At 70.8% G+C, this 16277-nt stretch carries 14 protein-coding genes; 2 read left to right on the top strand and 12 right to left on the bottom strand.

Annotated elements, in window-relative coordinates; translation table 11 throughout:
- Positions 1-26 precede the first annotated feature (26 nt).
- From hutI to D6T63_RS06435, 5 genes are read right to left on the bottom strand one after another with little or no spacing between them, the layout of a single operon-like run.
- Positions 27-1223: an imidazolonepropionase gene (gene hutI, locus D6T63_RS06415; protein WP_120148183.1), complete on the bottom strand. Its 1197-nt coding sequence runs from the start codon at positions 1221-1223 to the stop codon at positions 27-29.
- A complete protein-coding gene (locus D6T63_RS06420; RefSeq protein WP_120148184.1) occupies positions 1223-2671 on the bottom strand; it encodes a formimidoylglutamate deiminase in 1449 nt (482 codons plus the stop codon). Before D6T63_RS06420 ends, hutI begins: the two co-directional genes overlap by 1 nt.
- Positions 2668-3885, bottom strand: coding sequence for an allantoate amidohydrolase (locus D6T63_RS06425; protein WP_120148185.1), 1218 nt, complete (start codon positions 3883-3885; stop codon positions 2668-2670). The genes D6T63_RS06420 and D6T63_RS06425 overlap by 4 nt, the downstream gene beginning before the upstream one ends.
- Before the next feature lie 37 nt (positions 3886-3922).
- On the bottom strand, positions 3923-5584 hold the full coding sequence (gene hutU, locus D6T63_RS06430) for a urocanate hydratase (protein WP_120148186.1): 1662 nt from the start codon (positions 5582-5584) through the stop codon (positions 3923-3925).
- On the bottom strand, positions 5581-6306 hold the full coding sequence (locus tag D6T63_RS06435; RefSeq protein WP_120148187.1) for an IclR family transcriptional regulator: 726 nt from the start codon (positions 6304-6306) through the stop codon (positions 5581-5583). The genes hutU and D6T63_RS06435 overlap by 4 nt, the downstream gene beginning before the upstream one ends.
- A gap of 100 nt (positions 6307-6406) precedes the next feature.
- Here D6T63_RS06435 and hutH point away from each other — a divergent pair, with 100 nt between their 5' ends.
- Positions 6407-8026, top strand: coding sequence for a histidine ammonia-lyase (gene hutH / locus D6T63_RS06440; RefSeq protein WP_235830586.1), 1620 nt, complete (start codon positions 6407-6409; stop codon positions 8024-8026).
- 48 nt (positions 8027-8074) lie between these two features.
- The gene (locus D6T63_RS06445) at positions 8075-8920 is read left to right on the top strand and encodes a siderophore-interacting protein (protein WP_120148189.1); all 846 of its coding nucleotides are present in this window, start codon (positions 8075-8077) and stop codon (positions 8918-8920) included.
- A gap of 14 nt (positions 8921-8934) precedes the next feature.
- On the opposite strand, the gene D6T63_RS06450 is transcribed toward D6T63_RS06445, so the two are convergent.
- The 7 genes from D6T63_RS06450 to D6T63_RS06480 form a co-directional block, all read right to left on the bottom strand.
- Positions 8935-10128 carry a cation:proton antiporter gene (locus D6T63_RS06450; RefSeq protein WP_120148190.1) on the bottom strand — a complete coding sequence of 398 codons (1194 nt, stop codon included), beginning with the start codon at positions 10126-10128 and terminating at the stop codon, positions 8935-8937.
- 7 nt (positions 10129-10135) lie between these two features.
- The gene (locus D6T63_RS06455) at positions 10136-10618 is read right to left on the bottom strand and encodes a cation:proton antiporter regulatory subunit (protein ID WP_120148191.1); all 483 of its coding nucleotides are present in this window, start codon (positions 10616-10618) and stop codon (positions 10136-10138) included.
- A gap of 24 nt (positions 10619-10642) precedes the next feature.
- Positions 10643-11617, bottom strand: a complete 975-nt coding sequence (locus tag D6T63_RS06460) for a cation diffusion facilitator family transporter (RefSeq protein ID WP_120148192.1) — start codon at positions 11615-11617, stop codon at positions 10643-10645.
- A 159-nt stretch (positions 11618-11776) separates the two neighbouring features.
- Positions 11777-12874 carry an NAD(P)/FAD-dependent oxidoreductase gene (locus D6T63_RS06465; protein ID WP_120148193.1) on the bottom strand — a complete coding sequence of 366 codons (1098 nt, stop codon included), beginning with the start codon at positions 12872-12874 and terminating at the stop codon, positions 11777-11779.
- Positions 12875-12931: 57 nt separating this feature from the next.
- On the bottom strand, positions 12932-14182 hold the full coding sequence (locus D6T63_RS06470) for a glycine C-acetyltransferase (protein WP_120148194.1): 1251 nt from the start codon (positions 14180-14182) through the stop codon (positions 12932-12934).
- 14 nt (positions 14183-14196) lie between these two features.
- Positions 14197-15240, bottom strand: coding sequence for an L-threonine 3-dehydrogenase (tdh, locus tag D6T63_RS06475; protein ID WP_120148195.1), 1044 nt, complete (start codon positions 15238-15240; stop codon positions 14197-14199).
- Positions 15241-15335: 95 nt separating this feature from the next.
- Positions 15336-16253, bottom strand: a complete 918-nt coding sequence (locus tag D6T63_RS06480; RefSeq protein WP_120148196.1) for an aminoglycoside phosphotransferase family protein — start codon at positions 16251-16253, stop codon at positions 15336-15338.
- Between the last annotated feature and the right edge of the window lie 24 nt (positions 16254-16277).

Genomic DNA, 16277 nt, shown 5'->3' on the forward strand with positions numbered 1-16277 from the left:
AGTTCGGCAGCGGAGCCCCGGCGATGCTACCGGACCCGGTTCCCTGCCTTCCAGACGGCGTGCACGAGCGGCATTCCCGGACGGTAGGCGAGGTGAGTGGCCGATGGCGCGTTCAGCAGTTGCAGGTCGGCCCGGTGCCCGACGGCGAGGGATCCGACAGCACGGCGTCCCTCGACGTCGTCGCCCGTGTGCCGGCGGAGGGCGACGGCGCCGCCGTAGGTGGCCGCCCGGACCGCCTCATGGATGGTGAGCCCCATCTGCAGGACGGCCGTGGCGACGCAGAAGCCCATGGACGTCGTGTAGGACGTGCCGGGGTTGCAGTTGCTGGCGAGGGCGAGTTGCACTCCTTCATCGAGCAGGAGCCGGGCGGGCGGGAAGGGCTGGCGCGTCGACAGGTCGCAGGCGGGCAGGCAGGTGGCGACGGTGCCCGGCGTCGCACCGTCTGCCGACCAGGTTCCCGCGAGGGCATCGACGTCGTCGTCGGACAGATGGTTCACGTGGTCCACGCTGGCTGCGCCGAATTCCGCGGCGAGCGCGACGCCGGCGCCCGGGCCCAGCTGGTTGCCGTGCACACGGAGGCCGAGACCCGCGGCGGCGCAGGCCGCGAGGACGCGGCGGGACTGCTCGGCGGTGAAGGCGCCCTCCTCGCAGAAGACGTCGGCCCAGCGGACGTAGGGCAGGACGGCGTCGAGCATGGGTCCGCAGACGAGCTCCGTGTACTCGTCGGCGTCCCGGCCTGCCGGAACGAGGTGGGCGCCGAGGAACGTGACCTCGTCCACGACGCCGGCCGCGATCCGGGCGCTGCGGGCCTCCTGCGCGACGTCGAGCCCGTATCCCGTCTTCGTCTCCAGGTACGTCGTTCCGCCCGCCGCGGCTTCCGCGACACGGGCCAGCAGGAGGCGCGTGAGGTCGTAGTCGCCGGCAGCGCGGGTGGCATCGACGGTGACGGCGATACCTCCTGCGGCGTAGGACTCCCCCGCCATGCGTGCCTCGAACTCCGCCGTCCTGTCACCGGCGAACACGAGATGGGTGTGGCTGTCGACCCACCCGGGCAGGCCGGCACGGCCACCGGCGTCGTACGCCTCGTCCGCCGCCGGAGCCCGGGCGGCGGGTCCGATCCAGCTGACGCGCTCTCCCTCGAGGACCAGGGCGGCGTCCCGCAGGACGGTAGCCTCGGCATCCTGCGTCATCAGTTCACCGATGTTGGTGATGAGCATGGACATCAGGAGCCCCCCGCGGTCTGGTGATCCCGTGCGGTCTGGTGATCCCGTGCGGGCACGTCCTGGGCCTCGGTCGCTTCGTCGAGGCGGGCGATGGCGGCGACCAGCAGGTCCGCGGGATCGCCGAGGACGGTGTGGACACCGTTGCGTGCGGCCAGGACACCCGCGACGACGACGCCCGTGACGTCCTGTCCCGTGGCCGAGTAGGCCAGCTGCTCCCGGGACGATCCGGCCGTGCGTGCGCTGTGCGGATCGACGGCCATGAAGTCGGCCGCGGAGCCGGGACGGAAGCCCGCGCCGCGGCGTCCCTGGGCCGCTGCTCCTCCGAGTGCGGCGATGCCGTGCAGGGCCTCCGGGTCGAAGTGGCCTCGCCTCCCTGTCCGTAGTCGCTCACCGTGCTCGAGGGCTCTCATCTCGAGCCACGGGTCGACGACGGCGTGCTGGTCGGTTCCGAGGGCGAGCCTGGCCCCCGCCTCGCGGAAGTCACCGGCAGGGCCGATGCCGTCCGCCAGGTCCGCCTCGGTGGTCGGGCAGAGGACGACGACGGCCCCGGCGGCGGCGAGCGCGGCGATGTCGTCCTCGCGCACATGGGTGGCGTGGACGACCGACAGCCGGTTCCCGACCAGCCCGTGCCGGCGCAGCAGCCCGGTGGGGGTGAGGCCGGTGGCCCGCAGGCAGTCGTCGTTCTCGGCGGGTTGCTCCGACAGGTGGATGTGCAACGGCAGGTCGGGGGGCAGGTGCTCCGCGATGACCGCCAGCTGGTCCTCGGGCACGGCACGCACGGAATGGATGGCCGCACCGACGGACACCTGGTGTTCGGGGTACAGCGCGGAGACCGAGGCGCGGAGGGAGGCGAGCCGTTCGAGCCAGCGCTCCGCGGTGCCGTCCGAGAACCGGCGCTGCCCCTCCTCGGGGTGCTTTCCGAACCCGCCGGCGAGGTAGCACGTATCGAGCAGGGTGAGCCGGATGCCCGCCCGGACGGCTGCGCGGGCGAGGGCGAGCTCCATGGCGTGGGGGCCGGCGTCATCCGCGTCCCCCTCGCCGTAGGGTGTGCCGTCGGGGTGGTGATGGACATAGTGGAACTCTGCGACACTCGTCCAGCCCACCGTGACCATCTCGGCATAGGCCGCCGTGGCGAGCTCCTCGTAGAGCCCGGGAGTGAGGGCAGCAGCCGCCCGGTACATGGTGGAGCGCCAGGTCCAGAAGGTTCCTCCGCGGTCGTGGGTGCGGCCCCGCAGCGCGCGGTGGAACGCGTGGGAGTGGGCGTTCGCGGCTGCCGGGAATGCCACACCGTGGAGGAGCACGTCGCCGTCCTGCGCGGGCACTCCCGCAACGACGGAGTGGACGTAGCCCTCGGCGTCGACCTCGACGCGGACGGCAGCGCACACTCCCCTTCCATCCAGCAGCGCGTGTTCGCACCACACCCCCCGGGCGGCGGCCGGCACTGTCATAGCAGGTCTTCGAGCACGTCGGCGAGCGCCGTAGCCCCGGCATCGGCGTCGTCGCGCTCCACGAACTCTTCCGGTGAGTGGCTGATGCCGGTCGGGTTCCGGACGAACAGCATGGCGGTCGGGGCGATGGTGCCGAGGATCCCGGCGTCGTGCCCGGCGCCGGTGGGAAGGGTGGGAGCACCGGGGAAGGAGCGCTTGAGTGCGTTGCCGAGCGTGCGCTGCAGTGCCCCGTCGAAGTGGACCGTGCCGCTCCGGGACTCCTCGGTGAGTGTGGCCCGGCAGTCCTCGAACGCGCAGATCTTCTGCGCCCGGCCGTGGATCTTCTCGATGAGCGACGCCGTGACGGCGTCCTCCTCGTGGCGCACGTCGAGCCAGAGGTCCACGCGCGACGCGATGACGTTCGTCCCGCCCGGCACGGGCTGGAGGCGTCCCACGGTGGCGCGCGCTCCGTCCTGCTCGGCTGCGACCGTGCGGGCGGCGAGGACCACCTGCGCGGCGGCGATCATGGGATCGGCGCGGTCCGCCATGAGGGTGGTCCCGGCGTGGTTGCCCTGACCCGTGATCGACAGGCGCCAGCGGCCATGGCCGAGCATGGTGGAGCCGATGGCCACGGGAGCGTCGAGATCGATCAGGCCGCGACCCTGCTCGACATGGAGTTCCACGAAGTCGCCGATCCGCCGGATGGCGTCCTCGTCCCGACCCAGGTGGGAGACGTCGATGCCGGCGGACCGGGCCGCATCGGCGAACGTGATCCCGTCGGTGTCCTTCAGCGAGCGCACCTGGTCCGGGTCGAGGGTGCCGGTGAGGAGCCGTGAGCCGAGGCAGGACACACCGAACCGTGAGCCCTCCTCTTCGGGGAACACCGCGACGGCGAGCGACCGGTTCGGCTGGACGCCGCGTTCCCGCAGGAGGTCGACGGCGACCAGCGCCGATGCCACCCCGAGGGGACCGTCGTAGGCTCCGCCCCCGGGGACGGAGTCGAGGTGGCTGCCCGTGACGAGGGCACCGTCGCGGCTGTCCGTGGCGTCCCACCAGGCCCACAGGATCCCGTTGCGGTCCGTTTCCACGGACAGCCCCCGTGCGGCGGCCTCGGCGGAGAACCACTCGCGGAGGGATGACTCCGCGCCGGTGTAGACGCCGCGGGAGTAGCCACCCCGGGAGGCGTCACGGCCTACGTCGCTGATGGAATCGAGGACTGATGAAACGGTCTGCACGGCACGTACCTTCCGGTGGTGGGGCTGCTCTGACTACTCAGGATTGCATGGGGATGCGGACGCCACGCTCGGCGGCCACCTCCCGCGCCCGCTCGTACCCGGCGTCGACGTGGCGGATGACGCCCATGCCGGGATCATTCGTGAGGAGGCGCTCGAGCTTCTGGGCTGCGAGCTCGGTACCGTCGGCGACGGAGACCTGGCCCGCGTGGATGGACCGGCCGATCCCCACGCCGCCGCCGTGGTGGATGGATACCCAGGTGGCCCCCGACGACGTCGTCAGCAGTGCATTCAGGAGCGGCCAGTCGGCGACGGCGTCGGACCCGTCGGCCATGGCCTCCGTCTCGCGGTAAGGCGAGGCGACGGACCCCGAGTCGAGGTGGTCGCGGCCGATGACGATGGGGGCCGAGACCTTGCCCTCGGCCACGAGCCGGTTGAAGAGCAGCCCGGCCTTCGCTCGGTCCCCGTAGCCCAGCCAGCAGATGCGGGCGGGCAGGCCCTCGAACTCGACGTGCTCGGCGGCTGCCTCGAGCCAGCGGTGCAGGTGCTCGTTCTCGGGGAACAGCTCCTTGAGCGCGGCGTCGGTGACGGCGATGTCCGCCGGGTCGCCTGATAGTGCCACCCAGCGGAAGGGGCCGAGACCCTCGCAGAAGAGCGGGCGGATGTAGGCGGGGACGAACCCGGGGAAGTCGAAGGCCCGGCCGAACCCTCCCTTGCGGGCCTCGTCGCGGATGGAGTTCCCGTAGTCGAAGACCTCGGCTCCCACGTCCAGGAAGCCGACCATCGCCTCGACCTGCAGGGCCATGGAGGCCTGTGCCTTCTTGGTGAACCCGTCCGGGTCCGCCGAGGATTCGCGCTCCCACTCGTCGAGCGCCACACCCTCGGGGAGGTAGCTGAGCGGATCGTGCGCGGACGTCTGGTCGGTGACGATGTCGACGTCGAGCCCTCGTCGGAGCAATTCGGGGAACACGGTGGCGGCGTTGCCCACGACGCCGACGGAGAGGGCACGCTTCCCGCGCTTGGCGTCGAGGACCTGGGCGACGGCGTCGTCGAGCGTGTCGGCGACCGTGTCCAGGTACCGCTTGGCGACCCGGCGGCGGAGGCGCGCCTCGCTGACGTCGACGATGAGGACGGCACCGCCGTTGAGGGTGACGGCCAACGGCTGGGCGCCACCCATGCCGCCACAGCCTCCGGTGAGGGTCAGGGTGCCGGCGAGGGTGCCGGCGAAGCGCTTGCGGGCAATGGCCGCGAAGGTCTCGTACGTACCCTGCAGGATGCCCTGCGTCCCGATGTAGATCCACGAGCCGGCCGTCATCTGCCCGTACATCATGAGGCCCTCGGCCTCGAGGCGCCGGAACTCCGGCCACGTGGCCCAGTCGCCCACGAGGTTCGAGTTGGCCAGGAGCACGCGGGGCGCCCAGGGGTTGGTGCGGAAGACGCCGACGGGCTTCCCGGACTGCACGAGGAGCGTCTCGTCGTCGTCGAGGGTCTCCAGCGTGCGGACGATCGCGTCGTACGCCTCCCAGCTGCGCGCGGCCCGGCCGGTGCCGCCGTAGACCACGAGGTCCTCGGGGCGCTCGGCGACTTCCGGGTCGAGGTTGTTCATGAGCATGCGCAGGGGCGCCTCGGTCTGCCAGCTCTTCGCGGTGAGCCGGGTGCCACGGGCGGCGCGGATCGAGCGTGAGGGGTCATGGGTGGTCATGCTGTTTCTCCTGTCAGGTCCTGCTGAAGGGGGTCTGCGTCGACCGGAAGGTCCTCGGCGCTTCCGCCGGGTTCGGCGCTCCCGGTGTGCGTGAGCAGCGCGGCGGCCTCGGCCGCGACGAGCTTGCCGATACGGCGGGCCTCCGCTCCGGTGATGCGGTAGCTGGGCACCACGACGCTGATCGCCGCGACGGCCCGGCCACCGGGTGAGACGGGAGAGGCGATCGCGGTGACGTCCGCCTCGATGCCGTTCCGCACGACGACGAAACCCTCGGCCGGGTGCCCACCCCTGAGCACAGCGCCGACGGCGGTGCCCCCGAGCGGAAGGCTGCGACCGACCCAGCTCGCATGCCGGACCGAGTGCGTACCCTCGCGCATGGCGAGGTAGACGCCCTCACCGTCATGGGACGGGACACTCAGGTAGGCCGATTCACCCGTCATCTCCACGAGCCGCTCTAGGGCGGGCTCGGCGAGGGAGACGAGCGATTCGTGCCCGAGCGCCTGCGCCCCGAGCTGTACCACGCGGAGTCCCGGCCGGTAGGAGCCGAGCCCGTCGCGGCGGACGAATCCCGTGCCCTCGAGGGTGCGCAGGAGCCGGAGGGCCGTCGACGCCGACAGCTCGGTCACCCGCGCTGCGTCGGCGAGGGTGAGCGACCCGGCGTCACACACCGCGCCGAGGAGCACGAGGGCGCGCTCCACGGTGCGGGTCGATGGTTCCGGCATGGTCCCCTCCTTGCTTTCGGCCGCGACGTGTATTTCACTTATTGAAACGTCCTTTTCATCTGATGGCAATAGCGGACTTTCCGCAGGAACCGAGGCATACGTGAACCAGCACCCCGTGATCGTGGGGACCGGCCCCCTCTCCCCCGCCGACGTGGTCGCGGTGGCCCGGTACGGTGCACAGGTCGACCTGGACCCGGCCGCACTGGCGGCTATGGCGGTGTCCCGTTCCGTCATCGACTCCCTCGTCGACGACGGCACGCCGCACTACGGTGTCTCCACCGGCTTCGGCGCGCTGGCGACCAAGCACATCCCGCTGGATCAGCGCAGCCAGCTCCAGCGGAGCCTCATCCGCAGCCATGCCGCCTCCTCGGGCGCCGAGGTGGACCGCGAAGTGGTGCGCGCCCTGATGCTCAATCGCCTCTCGACCCTCGCGACGGGCCGGACCGGCGTGCGTCCCCTCGTGGGAACCACCTACGCCGCACTGCTCAATGCCGGGATTACCCCCGTCATCGGCGAGTACGGCTCGCTCGGCTGCTCCGGCGACCTCGCCCCCCTCTCGCACATCGCGCTGGCGCTCATGGGCGAGGGCACCGTGCGGACCCGCGACGGGCAGCTCGTACCTGCCGCGGAGGCCCTCGCCGCCGCAGGGATCGCACCCGTCGAGCTCCGCGAGAAAGAGGGCCTGGCGCTCATCAACGGCACGGACGGGATGCTCGGCATGCTGGTCCTCGCCTCCGCGGACCTGCACCGGCTGCTGACGATGGCCGACCTCGCCGCTGCGATGAGCGTCGAAGGCCTGCTCGGCACCGATGCCGTCTTCGCCGAGGACCTCCACGCCCTGCGTCCCCACCCGGGCCAGATCTCCTCCGCCGCCACCATCCGGGCGCTCCTCGAGGGCTCACCGCTCATCGCCGAGCAGCTGACCTCGGAAACCGGACGCCACCGTTTCACGCGCGTGCAGGACGCCTACTCGCTGCGGTGCGCGCCCCAGGTCCACGGCGCCGCCCGCGCCACCCTCGCGCACGCGGAGTCCGTCGCCGCCGTCGAACTAGGGTCGGCCATCGACAACCCGGTCATCACGCCCGACGGCCGGATCGAATCCAACGGCAACTTCCATGGCGCGCCCGTGGGATACGTGCTGGATTTCCTGGCGATCGCCGTCGCCGATGTCGCCTCGATGAGCGAGCGCCGGACGGACCGCTTTCTCGACAAGACGCGCAACCACGGGCTCAACGCCTTCCTCGCGCACGATCCCGGGGTCGATTCGGGCCACATGATCGCGCAGTACACCCAGGCCGGCATCGTTTCCGAGCTCAAGCGCCTCGCGAACCCGGCGTCGGTGGACTCCATCCCCTCCTCCGCCATGCAGGAGGACCACGTCTCCATGGGCTGGGCCGCGGGCCTCAAGCTGCGGAAGGCGATCGACGGGCTCACGCGCGTCCTCGCCATCGAGATCCTGACCGCGGCCAGGGCGCTGGACATGCGCGACGGCGGCGCTTCCCCCGGCACGCCTGCTCCGACGGGCGATGCCCCCGCTCCCTCGGGCGGCATGCGAAGCTCGGTCCCCATCAACGCCGTGCGCGCCCGGCTCCGGCAGGACGTCGAGGGGCCGGGTACCGACCGCTACCTCGCGCCGGAGATCGAGGCCGCCCGCCTCCTCGTGGATGACGGGTCCCTGCTCGCCGCAGCCCTCGGCGTGCTCCCAGCTCCTCTCCAGTAGGACTTGTTAGGGTGGGCTAACTACTTCCCGAGAAAGAAGCCCTGCCCCATGTCCTCCGCCGTGCCCGAACCGTCCCGCAAACCGCCCCGTCCGCAGGCGGTCCTCGCCGTGCTGGAGACGCATCGGCTGAGTCCGCACCTCGTGCGGGTGGTGGCGGGCGGACCGGGCTTCGAGGACCTGCAGGAATGCGACGCGACGGACAGGTATGCCAAGCTGCTCTTCGCGAAGCCCGAGCTCGGCCTGGTGCCTCCGTACGACCTGGCTGCGCTGAAGCAGGACCTGCCGTCCGGGGACCGCCCCGTGAAGCGCACCTATACGATCCGCTGGCTCGACCGCGCGGCCCGGCGGCTCGCCATCGACTTCGTGGTGCATGGCGACGCCGGGATCGCGGGTCCCTGGGCGGCGGCAGCGGTGCCGGGTGACACGATGGTCCTCATGGGCCCGTCCGGAAAATGGTCACCCGACCCCACGGCCGACTGGCACCTGTTCGTCGGGGACGAGTCCGCCCTTCCGGCGATCGCCGCGGGCATCGAAGCCCTGCACCCCGCCGCCGTGGGGCACGCCTACCTCGAGGTGGACAGCGCCGCCGGGATCATCCCTCTGGACGCTCCCCCGGGCCTCGAGCTGCACTGGCTGCACCGCGACGGGCAGGTGGCCGGGACGACGACGCTGCTCGCTGATGCCGTCGCCGCCGGTCCCTGGCCCGGCGGCCGCGTCGATGCCTTCGTCCACGGGGAACGCGGTGCCATGAAAGCCCTGCGGGACGTCCTGTTCAGGGACAAGGGCCTGGCCCGCTCGCAGGTCTCCCTGTCGGGTTATTGGGCCTATGGCCGCGAGGAAGACACGTTCCAGGCGGAGAAGCGCGAACCGATCGGCCAGATCCTCGACGACTGATCCTTCCGGTTGCGTCAGACGACCGGAACCGGTCCCGGCCGCCGCTTGGGGACCCTTTGCAGGAGGTCCATCACCGGCTCGGCGAGGCGCGCCATTACGGGACCGAGGACGGCCATGAGCAGGACGTACGTCGTCGCCAGGGCCGCGAGGTCCGGGACGACGGCGCCCGACGCCACCGCGAGTCCGGCGATGACGATCGAGAATTCTCCGCGGGCGACGAGCGCGGTCCCGGCCCGCGCCCGGCCCATGCGGCCGATCCCCTGCCTGCGGGCCGCCCACCAGCCGGTCCCGATCTTCGTCACCGAGGTGACGAGCGCGAGGAGCAGTGCGAAGCCGAGGACCGGCGGGATGGACGCCGGGTCGGTGTTCAGCCCGAACACCACGAAGAAGATCGCTGCGAAGAGGTCCCGCAGGGGTTCGAGGACCCGGGCCGCGTTCTCCGCCGTCGCCCCCGAGATGGCGATGCCGAGGAGGAACGCCCCGACGGCCGCCGATACCTGCAGGGCCGAGGCCAGTCCCGCCACGAGCAGCGCCGCGCCGATGAGGGTCAGGAGGAAGACCTCGCGATCCTTGCTGTCGACGACGGCCGAGACGACGTTGCCCCAGCGCAGGGCGACCACGAGCACGAGGGTCACCACGAGCAGCGAGATGCCGACCGTGCCGAGTCCGCCCGCGAAGCTGAGCCCAGCCAGGACAGCGGTGAGGATGGGCAGGTAGACGGCCATCGCGAGGTCCTCGAACACGAGGATCGCGAGGACGGTAGGAGTCTCCCTGTTACCCAGCCTGCCGAGGTCGCTGATGACCTTCGCGGCGATGCCGGACGAGGAGATGTAGGTGACGCCGCCCATGACGAGGGCTGCGACCGGCCCCCAGCCGAGGACGACGGCGACGAGCACGCCGGGCGTGAAGTTGAGGATGAGATCGACGACCCCGGCGAGCCAGGACTGGCGCAGTCCCGTGACGAGTTCCTTCGCCGTGTACTCGAGGCCGAGCATCAGCAGGAGCAGGACCACCCCGATCTCGCTGGCCACATGGCTGAACTCGATGACTCCCTCGAGTTGGAGGAAGCCGCCCTGCCCGAAGAACAGCCCGCCGATGAGGTACAGCGGGATGGGTGAAAGTCCGATCCGGCCCGCGAGCCGCCCGAGGATACCGAGGAACAGGAGAATGGCACCGAGTTCGATCAGGGTCAGGGCGGTCGTGTGCACAGGCGGCTCAGCCGTTTCGCAGGATGTCCGCCGCGGTGTCGAGGCCCTCGGATGTGCCCACCGCCACGAGCAGGTCGCCGGCGGCGAGGATGAAGTCGGGCGTGGGCGAAGCCTGCACCTGACCGGAGCGAAGCACCGCCACCAGGGACGCACCGGAGCGCGAGCGCATCCGGGTGTCCGCGAGCGGGCGTCCCTCGAAGGGCGAGCCGTGCTCGATCTGGAACTGCCGCGTGGAGACTCCGGGGAGGTCACGATGCTCCTCCGTCAGCTGTGCGACGAGCTGGCGTGAGCCGAGGAGGTTGCCGATGGTCGCTGCCTCATCCGGGGTCAGCGGGATCGACGCGACGCAGGCGTCGGGATCGCTGGCCTTGGAGATGATGAGGTCCAGATCGCCGTCACGCTGGGCGACGATCCCTACCCTCCGACCGGAGCCTGTGACGATCTCGCGCCGCACTCCGATGCCGGGAAGGCGTGTTTCGATGACGTTCATGCGCCCATCCTAGACCTGCGCGGACTATTCCTCGGACGGCAGGGACCGCGTGGAGCTTCCGTTCGCTGAGGGCGTCGACGCAGCCCGGGGAGAGTACAGATCCGGCTCGAGATAGATGGCCGTGGCGATCGGGACGGCTGTCCGGATGCGCTGCTCGGCGCCGTTGATGACCGCTGCGATCTGCCTGCCGTTCTCCTGGCCCTCCACCGTGATCTTGGCTGCGACGAGCAGTTCCTCGGGCCCGAGGTGGAGCGTCTTGAGGTGGATGATGCGGGTTGATCCGTCGCTCGCGATGGCCGCCTCGATCTTCGCAACATCCGACGCCTTGGCCGATTCCCCGAGCAGCAGGCTCTTGGTCTCGACGGCGAGCACGGCGGCGATACCCACCAGGAGCAGTCCGATCATTGCGGTACCAGCGGCGTCCCACATGCCGTTATCGGTGAGCAGCGTCATCGATACGCCGAACAGGGCGAAGACGAGCCCGATGAGCGCACCGAAGTCCTCGAGCAGGATGACCGGCAGTTCGGGGGCTTTCGCCGTGCGGACGAAGCGTATCCAACCCATGTCGCCGCGCGTGTGGTTGGACTCCCTGATGGCGGTCCGGAACGAGAAGGACTCGGCGATGATCGCGCCGATGAGGACCGCGAGGGGCACCCACCAGAAGCTGCCTTCGATCGGGTGCGGGTCCTGGTACTTGTGGTACGCCTCGTACAGCGCGAAGAGGCCTCCGACGCTGAAGAGGACGATCGAGACGATGAAGGCGTAGATGTAACGCTCGCGGCCGTACCCGAAGGGATGTTCGGGACTGGCCTGGCGCTTTGCGCGCTTTCCGCCGAGGAGGAGCAGGAGCTGGTTGCCGGAGTCCGCCACCGAGTGGATTCCCTCGGCGAGCATCGACGAGGAACGCGTGAGGGCGAACGCCACGAACTTGAGCGCGGCGATGGTGAGGTTGGCGGCGAGGGCCGCGACGATCGCCTTGTTGCCTCCACTTGCCGACATGATCCGCTTCCGTTCCTCCTGCCCGCGTTCCCGCGGGTATTCCGATGATTTGCAGGCACACCGCCAGGGGCCCCGGGGCTGCGTCCGGCCACTACTCTACGGAAGAGTTGGTACGACGGGGCAGGAAAGTGCACCTGGTGACAGGCCGTTGCGGACGGCTCAGGCGGGTCGGAGCGCGCTCGCCGCGGCCAGGATGCGCGAGGGGTCCGCACCCAGGTCGGCGGGATCAGCCCCCGTCAGCAGGACGGTGGCGAGTTCGGCGATGCCCGACGACGTCTGGAAGCCGTACCCGCCCTGCCCTGCGTGCCAGAAGAAACCGGGGTGGCCGACGTCGAACCCCACCACGGGGAGTCCGGACGCCCGCTCGGTCCTCAGCCCCGTCCAGGACCTCCGGACCGAGGTGATATCGAGGGTCGTGACCGACGCGAGGTGGTCGATCAGCCGCTCGACGTCACCGGGACGGGGTTGAGCGTCGCCTGCTTCGGCGGGTTCGGACTCACTCGGCGAGATCAGGACGCCCTCGGTGTCGGGCCGGTAGTAGAACGAGCCGTCGGCCGCGGCGACCATCGGGGTGCCGACCGGCGGCGCATTCCCGGCGGCGACGATCGCGGCGGTCCGCCGGAGCGGTACCAGTCCCTGCGGTGCGATGCCGCACAGCTCGGCGACGCCGTCCGCCCACGCCCCCGCCGCATCGACCACGACCTCCGCCGTGATGCTGCGGTACCCCGCCCGGACGCTCCAGCCCGTGCCGTCGTACCGGGCGGAGGTGACTGGCGCACCCGTGAGGATGAGGACGCCGTCGTCGCTCGCGCTCCGTCGGTGGTATTCGAGGAGGAGGTCCGTGTCCGTGCCGACGGAGTCGGTGTCGATGGCCGCGGCACCGAAGGCGTCCGGGCGCAGCTGCGGGCACAGCTCCAGTGCCTCGGCGTGCGGAACCCGGCGCATCGACGCACCGGCCGCAGCCTCGACGTCGGCCTCCGACCCGATGAGCAGGAAGGACCGCGGCACGGTGAGCGGGAGCCCGGTGGAGGACTGGACACCGGAGAGCAGCTCGAGCGTGCGGCGCGTCAGGTCCACCACGGGTCCTGGCCCGTAGCTCGGGATGAGCTGGCGCGCGGAGCGGGACGATGTGTGGTATCCGAGGGTGGACTCCGACTCGACGAGCACCACGCTGGAGAACGGCGCCAGGGCGGACGCCAGCGAGAGGCCGGCGATCCCGCCGCCGATGATCAGGATGTCGCACTCGAGGGAGCTCATCCCGTCATCCTAGGGCGGCCCTCCCCCAACGAGACGGGCTGATCGGTACAGGTGTGCTCAGGCACCGCCCACGTGCGTACCGGGCGCCCCGCCGTCGCCAGCCGGCTCCTGCCCGGCCGCTACATCGGCTCGCGCGGCGACGAACGCGCGGACGCAGGCTTCGATGTCCTCATCGGTGTGTGCGGCGGAGAGCTGCACGCGGATGCGGGCCGCTCCCCTGGGAACCACCGGGTAGCTGAACGCCGTCACGAAGACGCCGTGCGTGAGCATGGCGTCGGCGGTGCGTGCGGCGAGCGCGGCGTCGCCGAACATGACCGGGATGATGGCGTGTTCTCCGTGGAGCAGGTCGAACCCCTCCTCCGTCATGCGACGGCGGAAGAGCGCCGCGTTGGCGAAGAGGACCGACCGCAGGTCGGCGCTGTTCTGCACCAGGTCCAGTGCGGTGAGCGTGGCGGCGACGATCGACGGCGCGAGCGAGTTGGAGAACAGGTAGGGCCGCGCACGCTGCCGCAGCAGGGCGACGATCTCGGCACGCGCCGAGACGTAGCCGCCCGAGGCTCCCCCGAGCGCCTTGCCGAACGTGCCCGTGAAGATGTCGATGCGGCTCGCGACCCCGGCGTGTTCCGGCGTACCCGCGCCGGTGGCTCCCATGAACCCGACGGCGTGCGAATCGTCGACCATGACCATCGCGTCGTAGCGCTCGGCGAGGTCGCAGACGGCCTCGAGCGGGGCGAGGTAGCCGTCCATGGAGAAGACGCCGTCGGTCACGATCAGGCGGCGCCTTGCACCGGAGGCCTCCTGGAGCTTCGCCTCGAGGTCTGCCATGTCACGATTCGCGTAGCGGAACCGCTGCGCCTTCGAGAGCCGGATGCCGTCGATGATCGAGGCGTGGTTGAGCGCGTCGGAGATGACCGCATCCTCTGCCCCGAGAAGTGATTCGAAGACGCCGCCGTTCGCGTCGAAGCAGGAGGAGAAGAGGATGGTGTCCTCCGTGCCGAGGAACTCCGAGACGCGCTGCTCGAGCGCGAGGTGCAGGTCCTGCGTCCCGCAGATGAAACGCACCGAGGCCATGCCGAAGCCGCGTTCGTCGAGGGCGGTCTTCGCCGAGGCGATGATCTCCGGGTGGTCGGCGAGGCCCAGGTAGTTGTTGGCGCAGAAGTTGAGGACCTTTGCGTCCTCCGCCCCGAGCGCCCCGGCCGTGATGTGGCTGGACTGCGGGGAGGAGATGCGGCGCTCGTGCTTGAAGAGGCCTGCGCTGCGGATGTCGTCGAGTTCACCGGCGAGCTGGTCGCGGACTGCTGAATACATGGTGTTCCTGCCTTCTAGAAGGTGGTCCAGTCGAGGACCACTTTGCCGCTCGCGCCGTCGCGCGCTGTTGTGAAGCCCTGTTGCCACTCCGTGGCCGGCAGGCAGTCGGTGACCACGGACGAGACAGCCTCGCGCAGCGTCCGGTCGGACTGCAGCATGGCACTCATCGCGTACCAGGTCTCGAACATCTCGCGCCCGTAGATCCCCTTGAGCGTGAGCATGTGGGTGACCACCTTGCCCCAGTCGATGGAGATGGGAGCGGCGGGCAGCCCGAGCAGGGCGATGCGCCCGCCGTGGTTCATGTTGTCGATCATCTCGGGCAGCGCTGTGGCGTGGCCGGACATCTCCATCCCGACGTCGAACCCCTCCTTCATGCCGAGCTCGCGCTGCGCGTCCGCGATGCGCCTGCGGCTGACGTCGATGGCGATATCGGCTCCGATGCCGCGCGCCAGGTCCAGCCGGGGGGCCGAGACGTCGGTGATGGCGATCTTGCGGGCTCCTGCATGGCGGGCGACGGCGACCGCCATGAGTCCGATGGGCCCGGCTCCGGTGATCAGCACGTCCTCCCCGACGAGCGGGAAGCTCAGCGCGGTGTGGACGGCGTTGCCGAAGGGGTCGAAGACGGCTCCGAGCTCGGGCGTGATGGTCGCGTCGTGCACCCAGACGTTGGTCTCGGGGACGACGACGAACTGGGCGAACGCGCCGTCGCGCTGGACCCCGACGCTGGAGGTACGGATACACATCTGGCGACGGCCGGCGCGGCAGTTGCGGCAGGTCCCGCAGACGATGTGGCCTTCGCCCGAGACGCGGTCCCCGATCCGGATGTCGTGGATGCCCTCGCCGAGCGCCACGACCTCGCCGTAGAACTCGTGGCCCGGGATGAGCGGGGCCTTGATCATGCCCTGCGCCCAAGCGTCCCAGCTCTCGATGTGGAGGTCGGTGCCGCAGATGCCCGTGGTGATGACCCTGATCTTGACCTCGCCCCACCCTGCCTCGGGTTCGGGTCGGTCGATGAGTTCGAAACCGGGGTGGGCCCCGGATTTGTACAGCGCCTTCACTGGACAGTTCCTTCCATGCCGCCGGCGGCAGCCGGCGGGATAGGCCGGGCCGATGCGGTACGAGTGCCGGGCGGGATGTGCCCGCAGCCACAGTATCAGCGCGCGACGGCGGGGGCGCCGGACTCCTCTTCGAGCACTGCGGCCAGTACCTCGAGCCCGAGCGAGAGGAACGCCGGGGCGTCGTCCGAGGACGCCGCCAGGGCGCTGCCCATGCTCACCGCCCAGCCCCGGGCGCGGTCCCAGGTGGCGGGGTCGGTCGGGCGACGGGCCTCCAGCGCCGCGCGGAAGGCGGAACGGCCCGCCGCGTCGAAGTGCAGCCATGCTGCCGCGAGGTCGGTCGCCGGATCACCGGAGCACAGGTCACCGAAGTCGACGACGCCGGCCAGGACGCCGCCGGCCGTCAGTACCGTGTTGGCGGGATGCAGGTCCCCGTGCAGCCAGAGGGGCGTCCCGGCCCAGGCCGGGACGGCGAGCGCCCGGTCCCAGATGTCCATCAGCGAGCCGGTCGGTACTCCCGGCAGGGACGCGAGGCGCGCACGGACGACGTCGTCGCGCGCCGCCAGCGGACCACCGCGCCCCACCGGACTCCTGGGGGCTCCGGGCGGCGCCGGGCGCTGGAACTCGGCGAGGAAGTGCGCGAGCGGGACGGCCGCCGGTGCGCGACGGGCCCGAGGCACGGTGATGCCACCGGCACCGGGGATCCAGCGGCAGACGGACCAGTGCCAGGGATAGCCGGAGCCCGGCGACCCGGCACGAAGCGGCGCGGAGGTCGGCAGGGACAGGTGCCGGGTCAGGCCCGGCAGCCACTGCTGCTCCGCGACCATCAGCGCGTTGGCGACCTCCCGACGGGGAAGCCGCACCACCAGGTCCGCTCCGAGCCTGAAGAGGAAGTTGTCCCACCCGTGACCGACGAAGCGGACCGGCAGATCGGCCAGGTCCGGATGCTGGTCGGTCAGCAGGGACGTGACGAGGGATGGCGCGACGTCGATCTCTGCCCTCGGCAGAACCGCCATCGCGCCCTCCCTGCTGAGCTGAGC

Source organism: Arthrobacter cheniae, from assembly GCF_003602275.1.
Taxonomy (GTDB): Bacteria; Actinomycetota; Actinomycetes; order Actinomycetales; family Micrococcaceae; genus Arthrobacter_D; species Arthrobacter_D cheniae.